At 35.8% G+C, this 22,464-nt stretch carries 26 protein-coding genes; 5 read left to right on the top strand and 21 right to left on the bottom strand.

Translation table 11 applies throughout. From position 1 onward, the window contains the following. Positions 1-4: 4 nt before the first annotated feature. Positions 5-1,318, bottom strand: coding sequence for a pitrilysin family protein (locus C8J95_RS11980; RefSeq protein WP_107808543.1), 1,314 nt, complete (start codon positions 1,316-1,318; stop codon positions 5-7). A 140-nt stretch (positions 1,319-1,458) separates the two neighbouring features. Between C8J95_RS11980 and C8J95_RS11975 the strand changes: the two genes are divergently transcribed. Beyond that, positions 1,459-1,947, top strand: coding sequence for a DinB family protein (locus tag C8J95_RS11975; protein ID WP_107808542.1), 489 nt, complete (start codon positions 1,459-1,461; stop codon positions 1,945-1,947). A 29-nt stretch (positions 1,948-1,976) separates the two neighbouring features. On the opposite strand, the gene C8J95_RS11970 is transcribed toward C8J95_RS11975, so the two are convergent. From C8J95_RS11970 to C8J95_RS11960, 3 genes are read right to left on the bottom strand one after another with little or no spacing between them, the layout of a single operon-like run. Beyond that, a complete protein-coding gene (locus C8J95_RS11970; RefSeq protein ID WP_107808541.1) occupies positions 1,977-2,957 on the bottom strand; it encodes a YafY family protein in 981 nt (326 codons plus the stop codon). Between the two features lie 8 nt (positions 2,958-2,965). Continuing rightward, positions 2,966-3,619: a DUF1345 domain-containing protein gene (locus C8J95_RS11965; RefSeq protein ID WP_255412792.1), complete on the bottom strand. Its 654-nt coding sequence runs from the start codon at positions 3,617-3,619 to the stop codon at positions 2,966-2,968. Positions 3,620-3,643: 24 nt separating this feature from the next. Next, complete coding sequence (locus C8J95_RS11960; RefSeq protein ID WP_107808540.1) at positions 3,644-4,516, bottom strand: bestrophin family protein; 873 nt, start codon at positions 4,514-4,516, stop codon at positions 3,644-3,646. 158 nt (positions 4,517-4,674) lie between these two features. Here C8J95_RS11960 and C8J95_RS11955 point away from each other — a divergent pair, with 158 nt between their 5' ends. Then, the gene (locus tag C8J95_RS11955; protein WP_107808539.1) at positions 4,675-5,844 is read left to right on the top strand and encodes an MFS transporter; all 1,170 of its coding nucleotides are present in this window, start codon (positions 4,675-4,677) and stop codon (positions 5,842-5,844) included. Positions 5,845-5,976: 132 nt separating this feature from the next. Here C8J95_RS11955 and C8J95_RS11950 read toward each other — a convergent pair whose 3' ends face one another. Together C8J95_RS11950 and C8J95_RS11945 are read right to left on the bottom strand one after the other, a co-directional pair. After that, complete coding sequence (locus C8J95_RS11950; protein ID WP_107808538.1) at positions 5,977-6,918, bottom strand: MBL fold metallo-hydrolase; 942 nt, start codon at positions 6,916-6,918, stop codon at positions 5,977-5,979. A 4-nt stretch (positions 6,919-6,922) separates the two neighbouring features. Then, on the bottom strand, positions 6,923-7,321 hold the full coding sequence (locus C8J95_RS11945; RefSeq protein ID WP_107808537.1) for a hypothetical protein: 399 nt from the start codon (positions 7,319-7,321) through the stop codon (positions 6,923-6,925). A 217-nt stretch (positions 7,322-7,538) separates the two neighbouring features. Here C8J95_RS11945 and C8J95_RS11940 point away from each other — a divergent pair, with 217 nt between their 5' ends. Continuing rightward, on the top strand, positions 7,539-7,955 hold the full coding sequence (locus C8J95_RS11940) for a hypothetical protein (RefSeq protein ID WP_107808536.1): 417 nt from the start codon (positions 7,539-7,541) through the stop codon (positions 7,953-7,955). 85 nt (positions 7,956-8,040) lie between these two features. On the opposite strand, the gene C8J95_RS11935 is transcribed toward C8J95_RS11940, so the two are convergent. From C8J95_RS11935 to C8J95_RS11875, 13 genes are all read right to left on the bottom strand, one after another. Beyond that, positions 8,041-8,559 (bottom strand): YceI family protein, encoded by a 519-nt coding sequence (locus C8J95_RS11935; RefSeq protein WP_107808535.1) that lies wholly within the window; start codon positions 8,557-8,559, stop codon positions 8,041-8,043. A 48-nt stretch (positions 8,560-8,607) separates the two neighbouring features. After that, positions 8,608-9,426, bottom strand: coding sequence for a 4,5-DOPA dioxygenase extradiol (gene ygiD, locus C8J95_RS11930; RefSeq protein WP_107808534.1), 819 nt, complete (start codon positions 9,424-9,426; stop codon positions 8,608-8,610). A 71-nt stretch (positions 9,427-9,497) separates the two neighbouring features. Next, positions 9,498-9,842, bottom strand: coding sequence for a tRNA-binding protein (locus C8J95_RS11925; RefSeq protein ID WP_107808533.1), 345 nt, complete (start codon positions 9,840-9,842; stop codon positions 9,498-9,500). After that, the gene (locus C8J95_RS11920; protein ID WP_107808532.1) at positions 9,842-10,420 is read right to left on the bottom strand and encodes a DUF1572 family protein; all 579 of its coding nucleotides are present in this window, start codon (positions 10,418-10,420) and stop codon (positions 9,842-9,844) included. The genes C8J95_RS11925 and C8J95_RS11920 overlap by 1 nt, the downstream gene beginning before the upstream one ends. A gap of 39 nt (positions 10,421-10,459) precedes the next feature. Beyond that, on the bottom strand, positions 10,460-11,068 hold the full coding sequence (locus C8J95_RS11915; RefSeq protein ID WP_107808531.1) for an alpha-ketoglutarate-dependent dioxygenase AlkB: 609 nt from the start codon (positions 11,066-11,068) through the stop codon (positions 10,460-10,462). Further along, entirely contained in the window at positions 11,055-11,300 is a 246-nt protein-coding gene (locus C8J95_RS11910; protein ID WP_107808530.1) for an Ada metal-binding domain-containing protein, read from the bottom strand. Before C8J95_RS11910 ends, C8J95_RS11915 begins: the two co-directional genes overlap by 14 nt. 1 nt (position 11,301) lies before the next feature. Further along, a complete protein-coding gene (locus C8J95_RS11905; RefSeq protein ID WP_107808529.1) occupies positions 11,302-12,015 on the bottom strand; it encodes a 2OG-Fe(II) oxygenase in 714 nt (237 codons plus the stop codon). A 10-nt stretch (positions 12,016-12,025) separates the two neighbouring features. Beyond that, complete coding sequence (locus C8J95_RS11900) at positions 12,026-12,871, bottom strand: methylated-DNA--[protein]-cysteine S-methyltransferase (protein ID WP_107808528.1); 846 nt, start codon at positions 12,869-12,871, stop codon at positions 12,026-12,028. A gap of 60 nt (positions 12,872-12,931) precedes the next feature. After that, the gene (locus tag C8J95_RS11895) at positions 12,932-13,456 is read right to left on the bottom strand and encodes a DinB family protein (protein ID WP_107808527.1); all 525 of its coding nucleotides are present in this window, start codon (positions 13,454-13,456) and stop codon (positions 12,932-12,934) included. 126 nt (positions 13,457-13,582) lie between these two features. Further along, positions 13,583-17,077 carry a DUF2723 domain-containing protein gene (locus C8J95_RS11890; RefSeq protein WP_107808526.1) on the bottom strand — a complete coding sequence of 1,165 codons (3,495 nt, stop codon included), beginning with the start codon at positions 17,075-17,077 and terminating at the stop codon, positions 13,583-13,585. Between the two features lie 151 nt (positions 17,078-17,228). Continuing rightward, positions 17,229-17,963 (bottom strand): DsbA family oxidoreductase, encoded by a 735-nt coding sequence (locus tag C8J95_RS11885; RefSeq protein ID WP_107808525.1) that lies wholly within the window; start codon positions 17,961-17,963, stop codon positions 17,229-17,231. A 66-nt stretch (positions 17,964-18,029) separates the two neighbouring features. Next, on the bottom strand, positions 18,030-18,689 hold the full coding sequence (locus C8J95_RS11880; RefSeq protein WP_107808524.1) for a hypothetical protein: 660 nt from the start codon (positions 18,687-18,689) through the stop codon (positions 18,030-18,032). A gap of 112 nt (positions 18,690-18,801) precedes the next feature. Beyond that, a complete protein-coding gene (locus C8J95_RS11875) occupies positions 18,802-19,704 on the bottom strand; it encodes a sulfite exporter TauE/SafE family protein (RefSeq protein ID WP_249080765.1) in 903 nt (300 codons plus the stop codon). 213 nt (positions 19,705-19,917) lie between these two features. On the opposite strand from C8J95_RS11875, the gene C8J95_RS11870 reads away from it, so the two are divergent. Both C8J95_RS11870 and C8J95_RS18980 read left to right on the top strand, forming a co-directional pair. After that, positions 19,918-20,595, top strand: a complete 678-nt coding sequence (locus tag C8J95_RS11870; RefSeq protein ID WP_107808522.1) for a TIGR02117 family protein — start codon at positions 19,918-19,920, stop codon at positions 20,593-20,595. A 202-nt stretch (positions 20,596-20,797) separates the two neighbouring features. Continuing rightward, the gene (locus C8J95_RS18980; protein ID WP_255412791.1) at positions 20,798-20,977 is read left to right on the top strand and encodes a hypothetical protein; all 180 of its coding nucleotides are present in this window, start codon (positions 20,798-20,800) and stop codon (positions 20,975-20,977) included. Positions 20,978-21,092: 115 nt separating this feature from the next. Here the strand turns inward: C8J95_RS18980 and hisIE are convergent, their stop codons facing one another. Together hisIE and hisF are read right to left on the bottom strand one after the other, a co-directional pair. Beyond that, positions 21,093-21,680, bottom strand: a complete 588-nt coding sequence (gene hisIE / locus C8J95_RS11860) for a bifunctional phosphoribosyl-AMP cyclohydrolase/phosphoribosyl-ATP diphosphatase HisIE (protein WP_107808521.1) — start codon at positions 21,678-21,680, stop codon at positions 21,093-21,095. Next, a complete protein-coding gene (hisF, locus tag C8J95_RS11855) occupies positions 21,671-22,429 on the bottom strand; it encodes an imidazole glycerol phosphate synthase subunit HisF (RefSeq protein WP_107808520.1) in 759 nt (252 codons plus the stop codon). Before hisF ends, hisIE begins: the two co-directional genes overlap by 10 nt. Positions 22,430-22,464: the final 35 nt, after the last annotated feature.

Below are 22,464 nucleotides of genomic sequence, written 5' to 3'. Positions count from 1 at the left end.
GTTTTTATTTTTTTTCAGGAACATAGTTAATAATAATTCTCTGGTTCGGATTTAGATATTTTTTCGCTGCATTTCTTATATCTTCTTTAGTAATTCCCCGATAAATATCAATTTCTTTATTAATTAGATTTGTATTGCCTGTAAGAGCATAATAGGTTGCTAAGGATTCTGCTCTGCTATGAATGTTAGAGTTTTGGTTCACAAACTGATTTTCAAATTTATTTTGAAGTTTTTGTAAATCCTCATCAGAAATAAGGTCAGTCTGTAGCTTCTTTATTTCATTGTCTATGGCACTTCTCAATTCGCCTTCAGGTGTTTTTCCCATAGGGATAGCTATACATGCAAATACTCCAGCCTTTTCAAATGCTAATGATTCTGCGCTTACCTGAAGAGCTTTTTTGTCTTGATCAACCAATTTTTTATATAAAACAGAAGATTTTCCTCCACTAAGGTATGATGATACTAAATCCATAATCTTTGAATCTCTAGTTGTGTTACCCGGAGTTCTGTAAGAATAAAGATACATTGGAAGCTGAATGTTTGGATCAGTAAATGTTACAGATTTTTCTTGTGTAATAGGAGAGTCCTCTGTGAAATTTCTTGTAATAGATGCTCCTTTTGGAATTGTAGAAAAATAGTCATTAATCCATTTTTTTGTCTGTGCAGGCTTAATATCTCCGGCAACAACGAGAACAGCATTGTTAGGAATATAGAATTTTTTATAAAAATCTTGGAACTCTTCTAATTTAGCAGAATTCAGATCATCCATGGAACCAATTGGTGTCCACCCGTACTGGCTGGCAGGGAACATAGTCTGTGTTATTGCAGTAAAAAGATTTCCATAAGGTCTGTTGTCAAATCTTAACCTTTTCTCTTCTTTAACAACTTCTCTTTGTGTATCTACTCCAATCTGGCTGATTACAGCATGGCGCATTCTTTCAGCTTCCATCCATAATCCCAGCTGTTCGTTGTTGGAAGGGAAATCTTCATAATAATAAGTTCTGTCGTTATCAGTCGTAGCGTTGTTACCACCTCCGTTAGAAGATACAATCTTGGACCAGTCACCACGTTTAATATTTTTAGTTCCTTCAAAAAGAAGGTGTTCAAAGAAGTGAGCAAAACCCGTTCTTCCTTTTGCTTCATCTTTAGATCCTACACTATAATATACAGAAGTAGTAACTAAAGGAGAAGAATTATCCTGGTGTAGAATTACATGCAAACCATTTGGGAGATCATACTCCTCAAATTTAATTTCCTGAGCACTCATCAGCGCTCCTAAAAAAGCCAATGAAGCAAATGATAATATTCCTTTTTTCATATTTAATTAGATAATTGTCTACAATTAGTAGCTGAAAATTGTTTTTTGTTACATTTTTAATAAAAAAAATACTGTTGACAAACTGTTGTCACAAACCCGAACTACTTTTGGATTAGAAATAAAATTTAATCTCAAACAATATGGAAACTACACAAATTTCAAAACAAGAAACATTTATGGGTAAAGAAGATTTGCTTAACCATTGGCTTGGCCACAGAAATCTTACAAGAAGAGTGATCGAAAAATTTCCGGAAAAAGAATTATTCGAATTCTCAGTAGAAGGTATGCGTCCTTTTTCGGATATGGTAAAAGAACTTCTTTCTATTGCTGGTCCTGGATTACATGGAATAGTTAATAGATCTGAAGAAACATATAATCATGACTTGAATCTGAATACAAAAGCAGCGTTATTAGCAAAATGGGATGAAGAGACTCCGGTAATTGTTGAGTTATACAATAAAATTCCGGAAAAAGATTTTCCAAAAAATTATAATCTTTTCGGGCAATATAACTTTCCGATAAAAGATAATATTCTGTATTTTATAGACAATGAAATCCACCACAGAGCTCAGGGCTATGTTTATTTAAGAGCATTAGGAATAGAACCTCCTTTTTTCTGGGAAAGATAAACATCTTAACACAAAAATTAAACTCCGGCTTATTGGCCGGAGTTTTTTATTCTTTCTAACTGGGTTTCCAGTAAGTCTTGTATGTCTCTTTTTAGAGATTCAGGCTTTATAATGGTAAGGCGGTCCCCAAACATTAACAACCATCGGGGAAATCCATTATCTATATCCCTTATTGAAAATACCATCTCAGTTTCCTTTCCCAAATCTTTTTCAGAGACAAAGCCATAATAATGACGGTCCCATTTCATATAGCCAGCAAAAGAATTGTGTACTCTTATAATAGCTTCGGTACCTTTATGTTCATTTTTTTTCTCTGGTAGAAGCTGTTTCAGGTGGGGATGTTTTTTAGAAAAACCTATTTCCATTATCTGAATTCCTGATACTCTGTCAGTACGGAATTGTCGGTAATCATTTCGTAGAAGGCAATAAGCCTGTATATACCAGTGCCCTTGCTCATAGAATAGCCCTACAGGCTCTATTATCCTTTCCTGGCATTTGCTGTCCTGCACACCTTTGTAGTCTATTTTTACCTGCTTTTGCTGTGCAATAGCATTAAACAGTGTTTCCATCGTGTGGTCAGGAGCCTTTTGTGTTGAAGTTGTGTATGCAGGTCTCTGAATAATAATCTGGTTTTCCAGAGTCGACAGTAAATCTTTTTCAGACATCCTCAATACAGATTTTATCTTGTAAGTTGCCGAAAGAAAATTCTGTTTCAGACCCTCATCAATAAATCTATCCATTAATTTTTCCGCTGCAATAAAGCTTAGGGCCTCTTCCTGAGAAAACATTACCGGAGGAAGTTTGTATCCTTCCATTAGCTCATATCCGGTTCCTGCTTCGCTATAAATAGGAATGCCAGCCTGTTCAAGACTTTTTATATCTCTGTAAATTGTTCTTAGGCTTACCTCAAAACGATCCGCTAAATCCTGCGCACGTACTGTGCGTCTGGACTGCAGATGAATGAAAATGGCCATAATACGGTCAAATCTTTTAACAATATCTGATGACATAATAGTTTTTAGTGAATAAGACCTGCAATAATATTAATAGTTAATGCTACAACAAAAGTATTGAGAGCAAAAGAAAGTAATCCGTGAAACAATGCTACGCGGCGAATTTCCTTAGATGAAATTTCGACATCAGAAACCTGGAACGTACATCCCATAACGAAAGAGAAGTAAGCAAAATCCAGATAATCGGGTTTCTCATCTCCCGGATAGTCTAAACCTTTTCCTCCTTTTGTCCTATAATACAAATGTGCATAATGAAAGATGTATAAAGTGTGTACCAGCGCCCATGAAGAGATCATACTGCCAATAGCAATAATGACCATAAACCATTGGCTGATATTTTTATCACTAAATCCCATTACCATGAGAAGTACGGTGAATAGACAAGCAAAGGACGCGAGTATAACAAACAGAAAAACAAACGCTTTGCTGCCATCTTCTATACTGGCCTTTCTTATTATTTCAGTAACGCTCATCGTATATATTGTGGTCCAGCATATTATGATGTAGGTTATAGCAAACCCCAACCATGTAATTAGTATCCGTGGAAGTACAGGAAGTTCAGAAGGAACAATAATAAAAATAAGAACTGAAATGATAATGGCAAGCATCACCCGATGGATCGGGCGCATTTTTTTAATCATATTTAGTATTGAGCTCATGACTGGTTTTCAGATTATGTATTTTTAAATCAGTTCTCCGACATGTTTCTTAATGTTTACAGCCATTTTCTCAATCGGTAAATCGTCTGCATCTGTACCAAAAGGATCTTCTATGGCCTCCGCGATAAGCTCTAAAGAAGCCAGAATATAGAAAATAAAAGGAACAACCAAAGTTACAAAGTACCCCATAGAGAAGACAAAACCGAAAGGCAGTGTAATAACATAAAGAACAATAAACTTTTTGATAAACGAGCTATAAGAATAGGGGATAGGTGTATTTTTTATACGCTCGCATGCACCACATATATTTGTAAGGTCTGTAATATCCTGATTAATATTGATAAACTGTGCATCAGTTATAACTTTGTCTTTATATAACTGATTAACGTTATTGTATATAAGGTTTGCAACCTGATTAGGCCCGTGTTTGGAGTTGAAGTTAAGTTCCGAATGCTGGATATCATCAAGCATGAAGGTAGAATAATCGGAGCGTAAAAAAGAAAATAAAGCTTGTGGGTAAAGCGCAATTGCCTTTCTGTAAAAATTCCTGTTCTTAGTGTCTTCTTTGGGTAAATAAGCATTAAGCTTTATAGCCAGATTTCTGGAAGTATTGGTTAGAGCTCCCCATTGTTTTCTGGCTTCCCACCAACGATCGTATGCAGAATTGGTACGGAAAACAAGTAATAAAGATAAAACAAATCCCAGAAGGCTGTGAACTGTGGTGATATTCTTTACCCAGCTTTTGTCAGAAAGCTTAAGACTCTCCAGTTCCCAATAAGCAATTCCCCAGGAAATAATACCCATGAAAATAATATAGGGAATAAGTTTTCTGAAGGTATCGGTTTTATGGATGAATACTACAGCCTTAAACCATTCTTTTGTATTATAAATAGTCATACACAAAAATAGAATTTTTCCGATTCTTTTCCGATTTTTTAAACTGCATTCTTAGTATGAATAAATCTTAATAGACTTAATCTATATCAATTTGGTAGATATTGCTCCGAAAGGCCGTAAATTTGCACCTTCAAAAAACGAACAGAAATATTAAGGTGATGAAAAAGGGATTATTGGCACTTGCTTTTGGCGGTCTATCCATCGGGATGACGGAATTTACAATGATGGGAATTTTACCAGATATTGCCGGAGATATAGGTGTGAATATACCTGTAGCGGCGCATCTTATTGCATTATATGCATTAGGGGTATTCGTTGGTGCACCTGTTCTGGTTTTATTTACCAGTAAATTTCCACCGAAAAAAGTACTTATTTTACTAATGTTGATGTTTTTTGTATTCAATGGTCTTTTTGCTATTGCTCCAAATCACTGGAGTATGCAGATTACCCGTTTTATGTCCGGATTACCACACGGAGCCTTCTTTGGTGTAGGATCTGTGGTTGCTGCTAAAATGGCACCAAAAGGTAAAGAAGCCCAGTATATTTCTATTATGTTTACAGGAATGACAATCGCGAACTTGTTGGGTGTTCCTTTAGGTACATTCCTTGGGCATCATTATTCATGGAGGCTTACTTATGGAATCATTTGTTTCCTGGGATTAGGAACGGCTTTATCAATTTTCTTTTGGCTGCCTAATATTGCCTCAAGTAATTCTGAAAATATTTTCTCACAGCTTTCTTATTTTAAAAGACCAGAAGCCTGGTTACTTATTGTTCTAATCTCTGTAGGAACGGGTGGCCTTTTTGCATGGATCAGCTATATAGCACCATTAGTTACAAACGTTTCGGGAATTGCTGCAGGAAAAGTTCCTTTTATTATGATTTTAGTAGGATTGGGAATGTGTTTTGGTAATTTATTGGGTGGAAAGCTTGCAGACTCTATTTCACCAACTAAAGCAGCAATGGCTTGTTTCTCTTCTATGGCCGTTTGTCTTGTTGTGGTATACTTTACTTCACCAATAGAATGGACAGCTTACCCAATGGCATTTATTACCGGATTAATATCATTTACTATAGGAGCTCCTATACAGATAATGCTGATACGTACTGCTGAAGGAGCAGAAACGCTGGCAGCAGCAGCTGGGCAGGCTAGTTTTAATATGGGAAATACATTAGGCGCATATTTAGGTGGAATTCCAATTACTTTAGGATTTGCTTATAATACTCCGGTACTTGTAGGGTCAGGAATGGCAATAATGGGAGTAATGTTAACATATGCTTTTTACAAAACAATTGTTCTGAAAAAATACAAACACCTTACCCGTTAATATTCAGATATACGATACAATAGTATATAGTATAAAATAAGCCCTACCGAATTTTTCAGTAGGGCTTATTTTATATTTTAAGAAAAATCTTTTGTTGCTTTTTTGGTTAAAATATATACTATAGTCTGAAAACTATAGCTGAATTTTCTTTCCTTGCTCTGGGAAAATTAACTGAACTTTTAGCGGATTATTTTCTGTAAGCTCCTTTTTGATAGTCTCAATTCGGTTACCTCCTGGCTTTAGATGGGTGATAATGATTTTTAAATCTTTCAGGTCTTTTTGCTGAGCAGTTTTAGCCAAAATAGAAAGCTCCTCATTTAAAAGTTTTGGTGTAAGGTGTCCGAAAAGGGCATTTTCAGCACGCTCATTTTCAAAAGAAACCTCAATAAGAATAGCTTTTAACTTTTTGTTTTTTATCAATGGCGCAATATTTTGCCAAAGATTTTGCAATGCATTGCTTTTTTCCACTCTGTCAGCACCCGTATCTCCCAAATAAAGAACACTTTCCTGTTGTACATTGGAAACCAGAATTGCAGAGCTCTTATATGGATTTACATGGCTTAGCGGAAAAATGCGACCAGTGAAATTAGTCCCTTCAATAGAAAAAGGAGCATTTGTATCCATTTTTCTATAAGTATATTTGCCTAAAGTGGGTTTGTCTCCCTCATTTGCAAAGTTGATCCAGGCATCATTTGTAAAATACCTGTTTTTTAATATTTCGGCAGTTTCTGGGATAGAATAGATATTCTTCTTGCTGTCATCCGGAGAATTGATCACCATGCCGGATAAATGATCCAGGTGTCCATGGGAAATAAAATATCCCATGATGTAATCTTTCAGTACAGTTTCATTACTTACAGAAAATACTCCTTTTTCTATAGCTTTATCTATACCAGCCCTTACTGTCCCTGCATCCATGCACAAAAAAGAATTTTTTCCGGATTCACCGATGAGATAAGAACTTAAATTATTTTCTTCTCCGCCACCATGTACACCTAAAGGAACAAGATCAAATGACTGAGCGTTTGAAAATATCTGTGAACAGAAAAATAGGCTAAGTAATACTTTTTTCATGGGTTTATTTTACAGGATTTTGTTCTTTTTTTATCATTCTTTGGAAATAAATGTATCCTAACAGCAGGCAGGCAAATACACTAAAGAATGTAATGGAAGTGTTTTTTAGCTGCTGAGGTGTACTTCTTGCTGTTTCGAAAATGTAAATGATTACCGGCCACAGGAAAAAGGTCACAAATCTTAGTAAAGGTTTTTGTCTTATCCATTGGTAAACATTGAGAAATATGGGAATTATAGAAATGCACATAACGGCAATTCCCTTATAGATGGCACTCTGATACTGATCAAACAAGTTACCGTAGAGTTCTTTTTCATTTCCGATATTGGCATAAAGTAATATTCCGGCCAGAATAAAGCTGCCTATACAGATAGAAATATATAATACTATTATTTTCTTTACCATGTTTATAATTTCCGGACAAAGATAATCATCTTTTGTGGTTCGCCGAAGAATAACCTGCTGATGGTTGTTTTGGATAATTTTATGTCACATATTATGGAAAAATATAATGTAAATGAAAATTTTCATAGAAAGTTTCCATCGAATAAAGAAAAAAAACACCTGCATCGAATATAAAAAATGCTACATTTGATATAGTTAACCAACAAATACAAAATATATGAAGAGAATCATTTTGCCTTTGGCTGTTTTCGCTCTTGTAGTTTCATGTAACAAAAAGACAGAAACAACAACTACTACATCAACAGATTCACTTACTACCAAAACGGAATCTGGCACTACAACTTCAACTACAACTACAACTACAGAAGTTAAGGCAGAAGTTCCGAAATTTTCTAATGAAGACGTGAACAAAGGATTAGCAGAATATCAGCAATTACTTACTGATTATAAAACAGCTATCGCAAATAAAGATCAGACTAAACTAACAGAATTAGCAACCAAGTTCCAAACATGGAGCCAAGGAGCTGCTGCTTGGGCTTCAAAATTAAAGCCAGAGGAGCAAAAACAATTTAGTGATTATCTGATGAAAGCTAGCAAAGAGTGGACAGATGCTGCTCAGAGTGCTGCTAAATAGGTAGTCGAAACTTCACAGAACGTTAAACCAAATAAAAAAGCTTCTCACCAAAATGAGAAGCTTTTATTTTATTCAGAATATTATCTTACTGAGCTTTTGTAAATTCTACATTAGCAATAAGTTTAACTTCGTCAGAAACAACTAAGCCACCAGCTTCAGTAGTCTGGCTCCAAGAAAGTCCGAAATCTTTTCTGTTTATTTTTCCTGAAATTTCGAAACCTGCTCTTACAAATCCGAAAGGATCGTTGATTACACCGCCAAAGTCAGCCTCTAATACAACTGGCTTGCTGATACCTTTAATTTCTAAATCTCCGGCAATCTTACCGTTTTCTATACCAGAAGTGCTGGTAAATTTAATTTCCGGATATTGATTGGCAGCAAAGAAATCATCACTTTTTAGGTGATTGTCTCTGTCTTTGTTTTTTGTGTTGATAGAGTTTACGTCTGCAGAGAAATTAATCTTTGCATGGCTAAAATCATCATTTTCAGCTTCGATAGCCGCATCGAAAATCTGTAATTCACCACTCACGGTAGAGATTACCATGTGTTTTACTTTAAATTGTACTTCAGAATGTGAAGGATCTAAGTTCCATTTAGTTGCCATAATTTCTTAAATTTTAGTGATTAAATATTTTGTTAAAGTTTGTTTTTATTATCCTATCTGAAAGGAAAGCATTCCGATCGAACCATAGATTAACTGGTCATTAAATAGTTTTATACTATCATTATTTTCTCTTAATGCATAAGCGTACAGAGAAGGTATATAATGTTCGGGGGTTGGCACAGAAAGTTGGTTTGCAGAGCTGATGGTCTGAAATTTCAGTAATTCATCCTGTTTGTCCTGCAATAAATAATTCTTGAAAGTGTCGTTTGCTTCTATTGCCCAGTCGTAACCAGTTTCCGGCTCGCGCCAGTTCATCATGTGAAGATTGTGGACTATATTGCCACTTCCTACAATTAAGACTCCTTTATGTCTCAGATATTGTAATTCTTTTGCAAGTTCATAATGTTCTCTGGGAGATTTGTGAACATCTATACTGAATTCAATTACCGGAACATCAGCATCAGGATACAGGAATTTTATAACACTCCACGCTCCGTGATCCAGTCCCCATATTTTGTCCAGTCCTATCATTGCAGAATCTATTACATCCGATAATTCAGTTGCCAGTTCCGGGCTTCCGGGAGCGGGGTACTGAACAGCAAAAAGTTCTGGTGGAAATCCGTAAAAATCGTGTATGGTTTTTGGATGAGGTACTGCTGTCACCTTGGTACCGGATGTTTCCCAATGAGCAGAAATACATATAATAGCAGTTGGTTTTGGAATTGACTGACCAATTTTTCTCCAACCATTAACAAAATCATTTTCTTCAATAGCATTCATAGGGCTTCCATGCCCCAGAAAAAGGACCGGCATTTTTTCGGTATTGGGAAGTCCGTTGGTGAATGATTTTAAATGATTAAGTTCCATTGTATTTGTCTCATTTGATAAAGCAAAAATACAACGGAACTGATAGCGTGTTCATTGATGTATGATAACTTCTACGCTATAGGTAATCCATTTGTAGCTTTTTGCTCCGGCTGTAATAAGGTAATGACCTGATTGGAGCCTACAATGCCCAGTACAAGGCATTCACTGAAAAAATTGGCTATTTGCTTTTTCGGAAAGTTTACAACAGCTATAATCTGTTGTCCTATTAGTGTATCTGTATTATAAAGATCGGTGATCTGGGCAGAAGATCTTTTTATTCCCAGTTCCCCGAAATCTATTTCCAGCTGGTAAGCTGGTTTTCTGGCCTTCTCAAAAACTGTCGCAGAAATAATTGTTCCCACACGCATATCAATTTTCTCAAAATCCGACCAGGTAATCTCAGGTTTAATATCCATTATTTATTATTGTTTGTATTTAATGTTTCGTCTGTAAAATGTTCTCTGTGCTTGGGCTTGTTAAACATATTCTGATTGTAATTGGCAGAAGCATTTCTTGGAATAGAAAGGCTTTCCCAGTTCTGATTGCATATCATTTTTCCAATAAAAACAATTTGTCCTACATGATAAGGATAGTGGGCAAGCTGCCTGTTGATGGCTTCTAAAACAGTATGTCCCTGGTTTCTGATATAGATGATTGTTTCTAAATCCTCATTAGTAAGAGATTCCAGAGTTGTTTGGAAAACGTTCCAACCTTTTTCCCAGAATTCAATCAGTTCGTTTTTGGTATGGAAATCGTTCTCAAATTCGGTATCGCGATCTCTCCATTCCTTTTCTCCGTCTGTGGTGAATATATCTGTCCATCTGGAAAGCATATTGCCTGCCAAATGCTTAGCAATTATAGCAATGCTGTTGCTCTCTTCATTATATTGCCAGAATAGTTGTTCTTCAGTAAGTTGGGCAAAAGTTTTTTCTGCCAGAGCTTTGTAATAAGAAAATTGTTTTTTTACACTTTGTAAATAACCTTCATTGCTCATCTTGGTAAGAATTAATCTATTAAAGATAAGAAATAACTTCTATTCAACAATGGTGCGAAAGGTTAAGTTTACTCTTTCCTTAAAGAATTTTTTTGTAGGAGGAAGTCTATGCAGCCAGAAGTCCTGAGTTTGATCTTTCATTACAAGAAGGCTGCCGTGTTCCAGTATAAGTTCCACTTTTTCCTGTGTCTTTTTATGTTTAAAAGCAAATTTCCTTTCTGCTCCAAAACTCATAGAACCAATGGCTCCATGTTTTTTCAAATCTTTTTCACCATCACTGTGCCATGCCATACCTTCTTCCCCGGAATGGTAAAGATTCAGTAGACACGAATTATAAGTTTCACCAGTAGTTTCTTCGGCAATTTTTTTTAAAATCAAAAGATTGTCTGTCCAAGGAATTGCTGTTTTAGTTGCATTGGAATAGGTGTATTCAAAAGGTATGTCTCCATACCAGGCAACTTTTCTTTTTGTCAGAATTTTTTTTCCAAAAATTATAGCTTCATCATTCTGCCATTCGACTTCGGATAATAATAGATCATAATAATGATCAGCCTCTTTCTTAGAAAATATTTTTCCGTAATAATTAACTGTTCCGTCCTTTGGAAGTAAGTTTAAAGTACTGTCTGTTTCGCGTTCAAATAGTTCCATTTTTCCACTTGCTGTATTGTTCTTTCATGCAATGCCCACACGGGCGGTATGCGTTCTCAATGGCTTCATTTTCTGATGAGAAGAAAACTCTGTTCTCTCTCTTCATCCGTTTTCCGGATTTACAAGATAGAGTACCATATATTCTGAGTCTAGAATTGCCTCCAAACCGAACTTCTCTTTTTTTAATTTTATTTTTAAGCTCTCTGTCAGAAATTTCAGTATGTTTTATCATGCTAAGTTAGTGCATCGTGAAATATAATACCTAATGTATATCTGTTACCACTTTTCACTTCACTTACGCCATGTTTCATATTGACTCTGTAATAGCCTTTTGTACCTTTTTCAGGTTTAAAATTAGTAGTGAAAATCAGTAAATCTCCTTTGTTGGGATTTAACACAATAGCTTTTGACTGTGCTCTCGGAATCTGCTGGGTAAGAACAAATTCTCCACCAGTGAAATCTTTTCCGGGTTGATTAAGCATTAAAACAGCCTGTATAGGAAAATAAATATCACCATAAAGATCCTGATGCAAGGTATTAAAACCTCCTTTAGCATATTTCAGAATTAGTGGAGTAGCCTTTTTTTGTTCATTTACATGGCATTCATCTAACAGTACGTTATGACTTAAAGAAAATTGCTTGTCAATCTGCAAAACTTTAAACCATGTATTGGCAATTGGAGCCAGATGTGGATAGACATGAGTTCGTATATTTTGAATAATGTGGGGCAGGGGATAGTCGTAGTATTTATATTCGCCCAAACCAAATCTGTGACGTTCCATTATTACTCTTTTCCTGTATAGACCAGCTTTTTCATAATCGGTTTTTAAATGTTCACATTCTTCATCTTTAAGGAAATCTGGAATAACTGCATAGCCATTTTGGTGCATGTTTTCTGTTATTTCTGCCCAATCTATATCCTTTATCTTCTGGATAAGTGTTGTCATGGTTCAGGAACTAAAAATCAGCATTTACTCTTGCCTGCTCCCAACCAATAATGGCTGTTTTGCGTGTAGGTCCCCACATATAACCCCCGATTTTTCCGGTAGACTGAATTACTCTGTGACAAGGGATAAGAAAAGCTACAGGATTGCTTCCGATTGCGGTTCCTACGGCTCTGGAAGCTTTTGGATTATTGATTTGTTCTGCCAGATAGCCATAAGTTGTTAACTCACCCAAAGGTATTTTAAGAAGAGCTTCCCATACTTTTAGTTGGAAGTCTGTTCCTTTCAGGTGCAGTTTTATTTTATTGATCTGTTGCCAGTCTTTGCTGAAAATTGATAAAGCATTTTCCTGAAGAATATCTCTTTTTTCATGTAGAGAAGCATTTGGAAATTGCTTTTTCAGCTGCTGGATGGCTTCTGCTTTATTTTCATAGAAAGCCATAGCACAAATACCTTTAGTAGTAGAAGCTATAAAAACAGAACCAAAAGCGCTATCGAAAAAGCTATAATTAATGTGTAAACTTTCGCCTCCATTTTTATATTCAAAAGGAGTCATGCCTTCTATATTAATAAAAAGATCATGCAGTCTTCCTGTCCCGGAAAGTCCTGTTTCATAGGCTGCGTCAGCTAATGTTGCATTTTGTTTTAGCAAATCTTTAGCATGTTGGAGGCTAATGTACTGAAGGAATTTTTTGGGAGAGGTACCAGCCCAGTCACTGAAAATTCTCTGAAAATGATAAGGGCTTACGTGTACATTCTCTGCAATGTCTTCCAGACTTGGCTGCTCTCTGAAGTGTTGCTGGATATATTCTATAGCTTCCGCAACACGCTGAAAGTTAATATCGGATTGTGGTTTCATCTCTGTTATATTTGAAACAAATTTCTGATAAACTGTGCCATAATAAAACCCGAATCTTGCTTAGTTTTGTAATAAAGGGAGGTATCTTTCTCTGATGATATTAAAATGGTGAATCTGGTGACCAACCATTGTAAAGCCCATTGCCAAAACTGACATTTCTGTATTATAGTTATTGCCGGAATGCTGTATTGTTTCATCGTCAAAACCTTCAAACATTGCCTTGCTGGCAATACGGACACTTTTTAATTCTTTTAGAAGACTCTCCAGTGTGCGGTGACTGACTTTAGCATTATCAGCGAAAAGATTTTCATCGAATCCCTGAGGTGTGACACCATCCTGACGTGCAAAACGTGTAGTCCTTTCTGTAAAGATTCTCTCAGTATCTATAATATGTTGTATAATTTGTTTAATCGTCCATTTTTCAGGAGCATAAACATTATCTCCCAGTTGAAGCAACTGATCGATATCAATCCGATCAATTTGCTGGATACTCTGCTCGAAAGCATCCAGAATTTCAATGTCATCTACCAGATTGATATAGCGGTCGTAATATCCGGGCATTTTTGTGATATTGGATCTTTTCATGTGTTAAGATTATAGATACAATATTAGGAGATTTAATTGTATTGTACAATGTAACAAAGGGTAGATATTAGAAGTTAGATATTAGAGGTTAGAACATTCACTATTCACCTATTGACCATTCACTTATTAATGATTCAACGCTTTCATAATATCGGTATTGATTTGTTTCATTCTGTTGGATGCATAAGAAGAGTCATAAGGCTGCATTGCATCGAATAAATACTCGTAGAAAGGCGTAATTTCCTGTACCTGATCTACCTTTTTCTGCTTATTCTCAGCCTTTGTATTCTGAAGTTGTACCAAATAAGATCTAAATTCCGAATCAACAGGTTTTAATGCATTCAGGAGATATTTTAAACCTTTTTCTTTTTCTCCGTTTCTGACATACGCATCAGCAATGCTCTTGGCAATCATCGAGTAATAGTAAGGTTGTGATGCTATATCCCCCTTTAATGTTTTCTGATGTTTTTTATCCAGGCTTCTGTAATATTTATAGTCTCGTAATGTATTGCTTTGTACTTTGGCTGCCAGTTCCAATGCTTTTTTCTCATTGCCAGCTAATAAATAGGAATAAACCATATCATCTACTGAGCGAGGATCATTATATTTCTCAAAAGGGATTTCTGAGGAAGCTAAATCCAATATTTCCAAGGCTCTTTTACGATCTCCTTTATCTACCAACGCCTGTGCTGTGCGGGAAGCTGTTAAGCGATAGCTCATAATATTGCTTATTGCAATGTCGTCATAATGATTATAAAGATTCTTGAAATTTCCCCATTTAAAATTCTTGACTGTTTTATAGAGTTCTTCAGCATCTACGCGTCCGATATCACCACGTGTGGTATCTTCCTGTGTTGTTTTTATAGGAACTAAACGATAGGAGAATCCGTCAAACTGCAGATAATCTTTTAAAAAGAACATATCCGCTGGGTCTGCCATTCCGGTTGCAGAGAAGTTTATAGGTCTTTTCCAGTCGAAATTAGCCAGCAAATCCATCAGGAAAACATTGTATTTGTACATGGTGTTATCCTTGTAGTCTACGACAAGATTTTTTTCAGTATGTGCGGCATTTTCAGGTTTTATGATTCCGGCCTCTACTGCGTTTTTAGTATTTACAGGAAGGGTGAAAGTATGCACGGGCAGAAAGTTTAGTTTTGCATATTTATCACCTGCAAAGATCATTTGAAGAATTTGGTCTTTGTCTTCAGATTTCATTTTTAGGAAAGCTATGGCTTCCTGAAATGTCATGGAATCTTGTGTTATGTATTTTCTGAACGAGGCTAATGCTTTCGGATTTTCTCCCTGAGCATCCAGATTATCAAAAATATTCTTCCATTCTTCTTTACTCATCAGGTATACCTGCTCATTAGTTCCTTCCTGATATTCTTCCTGAGTCAAATGTAGAGGAAGCTTCTCGGAATTGTTTACTTTTCTCATGGTCTGATTAATAAACCAGGATTTCGATACTAATGCCTGATGTACAATTCTGACATCGTCGCGGAAATTCTCGGTTTGTTGTAATCCAAAAGTAGGATAGGTATCATTATCCGCATAGGTAATCATTACACTGTCTTTCGGTAAGGACTTCAGGATAGAGTAAGCACTATCATATGCTGCAGTTTTCTGACTTCTGTCGTGAGGGCGGTAATTCTGAAAGCCCATCATAAGAGGTATTCCTAATAGAAGGGCTCCGACAGCCCAACTGATATTTGTTTTTCTAAGCTTTTGCTGTATCAGATAAAAAAGAGCTGTAGCACCTAATCCGATCCATATTGCAAAGGCATAAAAGGAACCAACTACGGCATAATCTCGTTCACGAGGCTCAAAAGGCTTTACTCCGGTATAATAAATGATCCCGACACTGGTTAATATAAATAAAGATAGTATGGCATAAAATCTTCCAAAGTCTTTATTTAACTGGAAGAAGAAACCGATTAAACCTAAAATTAAAGGAATAAAAAAGAATTTAACGGTAGATTCATTTCTAAACTGGGATGAAAGCTGCTCCTGATCACCATACAAAGCGTTATCCAAAGCTGAGAATCCGCTAATCCAGTTTCCGCGGTTATCCTGTAATTCTCCCTGAATGTCGTTTTGTCTGCCTACAAAATTCCATAAAAGATACCTGACAAAATAATAACCATTCTGAAAAGAAACGAAATAGTTAAGGTTCTGTTCAAAGCCAGGTTTTTTAACATGGATAAGGTTATACTTTTTGGCATTTACGTAATCCTGATAAGCAATACTTCCTTCATCATATTTTTTCTTTAAGGCTTCAAATGCTGCATATGCATCTTTGTCATTAGCGATGTCTTCATTATCATAATTGAAGCTAAACTCTGGCGCACCGTACAAAGAAATATAGTTCGGAATAACAGTTTTATCATTGCTGAACATTCTCGGTAGAAAGCCAACCTGATTTTTATTATACACAAGATCATCACGGGTGTCGATTAAATCATATCTGCTTGTTTGTTCATTCTTTACATAAACACTACCTGTTTTTACTGTTTTATAACTTCCATCATCATTTTTCTCAATACCATCCGGATCTAAATATGCTGTATAATTCTCCCCATAAGTAGTAGGCCAGTCTCCATACTGAACACGATTATAGTAATCCAAAAGGCCAATAGCACTATCAGGATTATTAAGATTGATTGCAGGGTTGGCATTGGCGCGAACCGGTAAAACCATCCAGCAGAAAAAGCCTATGATAAGAAATACAGAGCTTAGAGTAATGGTCTGCAGTATATTGCTCGCTCTTTTGCGTGCAAATCTTAATATATAGTAAGATGCAGTAGCTAATGCTAAAAATGAAAAAATGGTTCCTGAATTAAAAGGTAATCCAAATCCATTGACAAAAGTAATTTCGCTTCTGGAGAAAATGGTCATTAATGTCGGGAAAATTACCTTGAATACCATTACAAGAACGACTAAAGTAATAAGATTAGCCAACAGAAAGCTTTTCCACGTAAATTTATATTTTTTGGTGTAATAGATCAGACAAACGGCAGGAACAGCAAGCATACACATCATATGGACACCTAATGAAAGTCCTGTGATAAAGAAAATCAGGATAATCCAACGTTGATTATCTTTCTGGTCAAAGTCTTCCTCCCATTTACAGATAAGCCACAGAATAAGAGCAATAAACATACTTGCCATAGCATATACTTCTCCTTCTACTGCGGAAAACCAAAAAGTATCGCTAAATGTAAAAGCTAATGCTCCAATAACCCCGGAAAACAGAATGCTAAATTTCTGATTGGCATTGAATTCTTTATTAGTATTCTGAAAAAAGCTTTTGGCAAAATGAGTAATTGTCCAGAATAAAAACAGAATAGTAAATGCACTGCATAGTGCTGACATTCCATTAATAATTAAGGCATAATTCTGTCCATTACCGAATGCGAAAGCAGAAAGAGTTGCACCTATAAGCTGAAATAAAGCGGCGCCGGGAGCATGTGTTACTTGTAACTTTATAGCAGAAGCAATGTATTCGCCACAGTCCCAAAAGCTGAGTTTGCGATCCATGGTAGAGAAATATGTAATCAGCGCAATTCCAAATATCAACCAGCCTAATGAGTTATTCCATTTTCTGAATGTCCAATTTTTCATGAAAAAGTGAATTAATAGTTTTGGCGCTAAAATAACTCAATATTTCGTATGAAAATAAAAAAAGTAATAATTATTTTTAGGAAATTCTGTTTGTTGTAGTGATTATAATAAAAACCTCACAGATATTATATCTGTGAGGCCTCATGTTTATTTAATCACAATTTCCGTTAATATCGCATGAAGCACCTTGCTCCGAAACGTTAATAAACGGTGTTGTTTTTTGTTTCGCTTTCCAGTCGTCATAAGAAGTCTTCAGTGTATTAAGAAATGCATCCGAAGGTTGTGCTCCCGATACTGCATATTTACGGTCGAAAACAAAGAAAGGTACTCCTGTTACGCCCAGCTCATATGCTTCCTGAATATCCTGTTTTACTTTATAAGCATACTCATCATTACTGATTGCATCATTGAAGTCGTCCTCAGTAAGCCCTATTCTTAGCGCTTCAGCTTTTAATACACCGGTATTACCAAGGTCTTGTCCTTTTTCGAAGTAGTCTGAAAAGAAAGCTTCTTTGGCTTTATCACCCAATCCTTTTTCTTTGGCTTTATGAAGTACTCTGTGCGCCTGAAATGTATTGAAGGTAACTGCTTTTTCAAAATCAAAATCCAATCCGGATTCTTTGGCTGTATTGGCAATTTGTTGTTGCATTGCATGTATAGCTTCCACAGGTCTGTTGTATTTTTTAGCAAGACCTTGTTCAAGATCATATCTTTCTTCAGGTTGTACAAACTCGGGATCCAATTGGTAACTTTTCCATTCCAATACAACATCATCTGCATGCTCGAATTTTGCTAAAGCCCGCTCGTAATGTTTTTTTCCGATAAAACAGAAAGGGCATACCACATCACTCCAAACTTCAATATGTAATTTATTATCTGTGCTCATATTTATTTTTATACAAAGATACTATCGAAAGAGGGGCAATGTCAACTATGTTATTCATCTATGAAATCAATAATGAAAGGTTTTTGCTTTTATGGAAGTCTTCTTGATCCAATAAGAGATATAGAAAGATCCCAATACAGTGGGTGCCAGCCAGCCAATAATATTGCCATAATGCAATCCGGCTACAATGAATGCTGTAGTAGAGGCGATAAGTGCTCCTGTCATTTTTCCAATATGATGATGTATCCATTTTCCCCGTACATCTTTCAAATTTTTATAAAAGATAAGATCTCTGCTGCTCATCAGGATACCAATACAACCGAAAATAAGATATAAAAGGGAAAACTGGAGATTAGATTTCCATGTGATTACGGCCATTATAACCATAAGAAGTCCACTTATAAGCATGGTAATCGATATGGTATAATCTTTTGTATTGGCGGTCTCTTTTGACTTGGATTTAAAGCTTAATGCTGCATTTCCGGCAAGTATCATGTAAATGGTAAAAATCCCAATGAGGAATAAAAATAAGTTTTTATGATGTGGCATTTGGGCGATAATCAGTGATAATAAAGAGCTCACTAACATTCCGATTGAAAATACTTTTCCATAGAGTTTGTGCCGGGTAGAGCCTTTCTTTACAATAATTGTTGCATAGCCTGCTAAAAGTCCAATGCCTCCGAAAAATGCGTGAATGTAGATGAGTGTTTTAATAAATGTTTCCATAGTTTTTTATTTGATGAAATAAAATTCAGCAAATACACTCAGCTTATCAAAAACAAATAACCGACTGGAAGATTTTGTTTACCGAAAGGATAGAGAACTTAGTTGAATAGTTTTAAAGAATATGCATACTGGCAATCAGAATACGGATACCAACAAGTGCCAGAGAAATAGCCAGGGCCTTTATAATGAATTTCCCTTTTACCTTTCTGGAGAAATAAGCACCAAGGAAAGCTCCCGGAATAACTCCTAAAATAAGAGCTGCAACCATTTTTAGGATTTTGGGATCGTTGTAACTGCCTTCAAAGTAATGTACAATAACACTAACTGTGGACATAATAGCCAGAATGAAGTGTGATGTTGCTGTTGCAATATGTACCGGAAACTGTAACCATTCCACCATGGCCGGTACGTGGATAATGCCACCGCCGATACCCAGAAGAGGGGAGAAGAACCCAACAAATATGCTTAGAGCTATTCCGTATTTCATATTGTAGATATACTCATAAGTTTCACCATATTTATCGGTAATTTTTTGATGAATACGTCCGGTAACTTTCTTTTCAGAGTTGTTTTTCTTTTCTTTTCCGCCTTTCAGAAAAAGAAATATGGAAAGAATGATAAGTACAAAACCAAAAATATTATCAAACTGATGCTTCGGAATATGTTTGGTGGTCAATACTCCTAGTATAGATCCCGGAATCGTTGCAATTGCGAAAATAATTCCGGCTTTATAATCTATTCTTTTAGTTCGCATATAGGCCATGGAGCCCACTGATGCATTGGCAGCTACTACTGCCATTGAGATTGCTGTGATACTTTCTGGTGACAAATCAGGGTAAAAGAGAATAAGAATAGGTACAAGAATAAAACCGCCGCCGGCCCCAATTAATGTTCCTAATGTTCCGATACCAAATCCTAATAGCATTAAAAGTACAAAGCTTTCTGTCATGTAAGTGTCTCCTGTAAGTAGTTTAGTGTAGCAGGCGCTAAAATACAGAAAATTTCGATTTTCCAAAATAAGATAAATACGAACTTCAGAAAAATATAGTTTTTCTTGGAGATATTAATGTTTAGAATGCTTATTAGCGTATAATTTTTAAAGTTATTTGTATGTTGGAATGGTGATGAATTTTTATGTATAGAGGGTTTTAATTGAAATAAAATAGAAAAATATAAAATGTCCGGATTAAAATTTTATTTTTATAAGATGTTAATATGATAAAAGTATATGCGCAAAGTTTTAGTATGGTCGCTCAAATTGGTAGGGAGTATTATTGGTATAGTGGTTTTGTATTTGTTACTGGGATATTTTATTCCTTTTATTCCGGTAAAGGCGGAGAAAACGGATGATCCCAAAATAATAGAAGCATATATAATGACCAATGGTGTTCATACAGATCTTGTTGTTCCGGTAAAAAATGAATTAATGGACTGGAGTCAGAAGATTCCTTTTTCTCAGACTAAGGGGAAAAGCACAGATTTTAATTATATTGCTTTTGGATGGGGAGATAAAGGTTTTTATCTGGATACCCCAACATGGGCAGATCTTAAATTTTCTACGGCTTTTAAAGCTGCTTTTTGGATGGGACAGTCTGCAATGCATGCTACCTATTACAATGGTGTAAAAGAAGGAGAGGATTGTAAGAAGATTATGCTTACCGTAGCACAGTACAAAAGACTTGTGGCGTTTATAGATGATAAGTTCGATCAAGACCAGCAAGGGAACTATATCTTTATACCTACTAATGCTGTATATGGAAATGATGATGCTTTTTACGACGCCAGAGGGAGTTATAACTTTCTATATACCTGCAATACTTGGGCTAATAACGGTTTGAAAGTTGCCGGGCAAAAAGCGGCATTATGGACACCAAGTGATTTCGGAATTTTCCAACATTATAAATAATTTCTAAAACTTTGTAATCAACATGAGTTACGATATTCAGTTATTCAGAAACGAAACCAAAGAGCGGGAGCAACTGTCAAAAGATGAGAATTTTTTCGATCACGAAGAAAATCTTGAACCTTTTACGGAAGAGTAGGTTCGTAAACTAAAAAAGAGGCTCGTAAACTATGGATATGAATTCATTAAAGAAGGCGAGTCCGGTTTGGAATATAAAAATAAAGAACATGGGGTAGATGTATTGCTTACTGACAGGGGACTATACTTTATTGCAGTATGGAGTCAGGATGCTATTTTTGAAGCAGGTATGACGGCTTCAGAATTTACAGATACAGAAGAGTTTGTAAAATATGATCCACAAAATGGAGGATGGGAAGAATTTTAAAAAAAATAGCACGGAAGAGACCATGCTATTTAGCGAAAAGAGGTTCTGTTTTTATATAAAATAAGTACCTCTTTCTTTTTTTATTAGTACTTCTAACTTCTGATTCTGTACTTATTTAATGTCTTTCCCGTAATACCGCTTCGATATCTTCTAGTGAAAAACCTTTCGCTTTTAAAAGAATAAGATAATGATAGAGTAAATCTGCTGATTCATTTTTAAACAGCTCATCATTATTGTCTTTTGCTTCAATTACAACTTCCACAGCTTCTTCTCCAACCTTCTGAGCTACTTTATTAATACCTCTTCTGTACAGCTGGTTGGTATAGGAACTCTCGATATTATTATCTATTCTGTCAGAAATTACCTGCTGCAATTCGTAAACAAAGCCTTTTTTAGATTGATTACCAAAGCATGAGGTACTGCCGGTATGACAAGTAGGACCATTGGGTTTTACTTTTATCAGTAAAGTATCCTGATCGCAGTCCAACAAAATTTCTTTTACTTCCAGAAAATTGCCGGAAGTCTCTCCTTTGGTCCATAATCTGTTTTTTGAGCGGGAGAAAAAGGTAACTTTTCCTTCTTTTTCAGTCTTGTTATAAGCTTCTTTATTCATATAACCCAGCATAAGAACCTGCTCGGTCAGGTAGTTCTGGATAATAACCGGAACTAAGCCTTCTTTGTTTTTATTAAAATCTATTTCCATCTTACCGGAATGTTTTGTTGGGTTAAATATTGTTTGAGTTGTGGAATCGGAACTTCACCGAAATGAAATATACTTGCTGCTAAGGCACCACTGGCTTTGGTTTGTTCAAAAACCTCTTTGAAGTCTTCCATTTTACCGGCTCCTCCGGATGCAATGACAGGGATATTGACCAATTGGGAAATTTGCTGTGTAATATCCAATGCAAACCCTGCTTTTGTACCATCAGCATTCATAGAAGTTAACAGGATTTCTCCGGCGCCCAGCTTTTCTGCTTTTCTTACCCAAGCCAGAGTTTCATATTCTGTTTCTGTTTTCCCGCCGCTTACAAATACTTTTTCTGTACCGTTAATACTTTTAGTATCTATAGCGACTACTACGCACTGACTGCCAAATCGAGCTGCAAGATCACTTATTAGCTGTGGATTTTTTACAGCAGAAGAATTTACAGATATTTTATCAGCACCAGCTTTTATAATAGTTGCTGCGTCTTCCACTGAATTAATTCCACCACCAACAGTGAACGGAATATTAATTTCCTGCGCAATTCTTTCTACAAGATCAGATAATGTTTTGCGTTTTTCCTGTGTAGCAGAAATATCCAGAAATACCAGTTCATCGGCACCTTCTTCTACATATTTTTGAGCCAAGACTACCGGATCACCAGCATCGCGTAAGCCTTCGAAATTAATTCCTTTTACGGTCCTTCCGTCTTTTATGTCCAGACAGGGTATAATTCTTTTTTTTAGCATGTTTTCTTTGTTATTTCTTTACGTTATTAGTCTAT

Source organism: Elizabethkingia sp. YR214, from assembly GCF_003058195.1.
Classification (GTDB): domain Bacteria; phylum Bacteroidota; class Bacteroidia; order Flavobacteriales; family Weeksellaceae; genus Elizabethkingia.
The sequence above is the reverse complement of the archived record's forward strand: the minus strand, read 5'-3'. Positions and strand labels throughout refer to the sequence as shown.

Coding starts and splice junctions, on each gene's coding strand:
- C8J95_RS11980 (WP_107808543.1), bottom strand. CDS start 1,318: ATGAAAAAAGGAATATTATCATTTGCTTCATTGGCTTTTTTAGGAGCG.
- C8J95_RS11975 (WP_107808542.1), top strand. CDS start 1,459: ATGGAAACTACACAAATTTCAAAACAAGAAACATTTATGGGTAAAGAA.
- C8J95_RS11970 (WP_107808541.1), bottom strand. CDS start 2,957: ATGTCATCAGATATTGTTAAAAGATTTGACCGTATTATGGCCATTTTC.
- C8J95_RS11965 (WP_255412792.1), bottom strand. CDS start 3,619: ATGAGCTCAATACTAAATATGATTAAAAAAATGCGCCCGATCCATCGG.
- C8J95_RS11960 (WP_107808540.1), bottom strand. CDS start 4,516: ATGACTATTTATAATACAAAAGAATGGTTTAAGGCTGTAGTATTCATC.
- C8J95_RS11955 (WP_107808539.1), top strand. CDS start 4,675: ATGAAAAAGGGATTATTGGCACTTGCTTTTGGCGGTCTATCCATCGGG.
- C8J95_RS11950 (WP_107808538.1), bottom strand. CDS start 6,918: ATGAAAAAAGTATTACTTAGCCTATTTTTCTGTTCACAGATATTTTCA.
- C8J95_RS11945 (WP_107808537.1), bottom strand. CDS start 7,321: ATGGTAAAGAAAATAATAGTATTATATATTTCTATCTGTATAGGCAGC.
- C8J95_RS11940 (WP_107808536.1), top strand. CDS start 7,539: ATGAAGAGAATCATTTTGCCTTTGGCTGTTTTCGCTCTTGTAGTTTCA.
- C8J95_RS11935 (WP_107808535.1), bottom strand. CDS start 8,559: ATGGCAACTAAATGGAACTTAGATCCTTCACATTCTGAAGTACAATTT.
- ygiD (WP_107808534.1), bottom strand. CDS start 9,426: ATGGAACTTAATCATTTAAAATCATTCACCAACGGACTTCCCAATACC.
- C8J95_RS11925 (WP_107808533.1), bottom strand. CDS start 9,842: ATGGATATTAAACCTGAGATTACCTGGTCGGATTTTGAGAAAATTGAT.
- C8J95_RS11920 (WP_107808532.1), bottom strand. CDS start 10,420: ATGAGCAATGAAGGTTATTTACAAAGTGTAAAAAAACAATTTTCTTAT.
- C8J95_RS11915 (WP_107808531.1), bottom strand. CDS start 11,068: ATGGAACTATTTGAACGCGAAACAGACAGTACTTTAAACTTACTTCCA.
- C8J95_RS11910 (WP_107808530.1), bottom strand. CDS start 11,300: ATGATAAAACATACTGAAATTTCTGACAGAGAGCTTAAAAATAAAATT.
- C8J95_RS11905 (WP_107808529.1), bottom strand. CDS start 12,015: ATGACAACACTTATCCAGAAGATAAAGGATATAGATTGGGCAGAAATA.
- C8J95_RS11900 (WP_107808528.1), bottom strand. CDS start 12,871: ATGAAACCACAATCCGATATTAACTTTCAGCGTGTTGCGGAAGCTATA.
- C8J95_RS11895 (WP_107808527.1), bottom strand. CDS start 13,456: ATGAAAAGATCCAATATCACAAAAATGCCCGGATATTACGACCGCTAT.
- C8J95_RS11890 (WP_107808526.1), bottom strand. CDS start 17,077: ATGAAAAATTGGACATTCAGAAAATGGAATAACTCATTAGGCTGGTTG.
- C8J95_RS11885 (WP_107808525.1), bottom strand. CDS start 17,963: ATGAGCACAGATAATAAATTACATATTGAAGTTTGGAGTGATGTGGTA.
- C8J95_RS11880 (WP_107808524.1), bottom strand. CDS start 18,689: ATGGAAACATTTATTAAAACACTCATCTACATTCACGCATTTTTCGGA.
- C8J95_RS11870 (WP_107808522.1), top strand. CDS start 19,918: ATGCGCAAAGTTTTAGTATGGTCGCTCAAATTGGTAGGGAGTATTATT.
- hisIE (WP_107808521.1), bottom strand. CDS start 21,680: ATGGAAATAGATTTTAATAAAAACAAAGAAGGCTTAGTTCCGGTTATT.
- hisF (WP_107808520.1), bottom strand. CDS start 22,429: ATGCTAAAAAAAAGAATTATACCCTGTCTGGACATAAAAGACGGAAGG.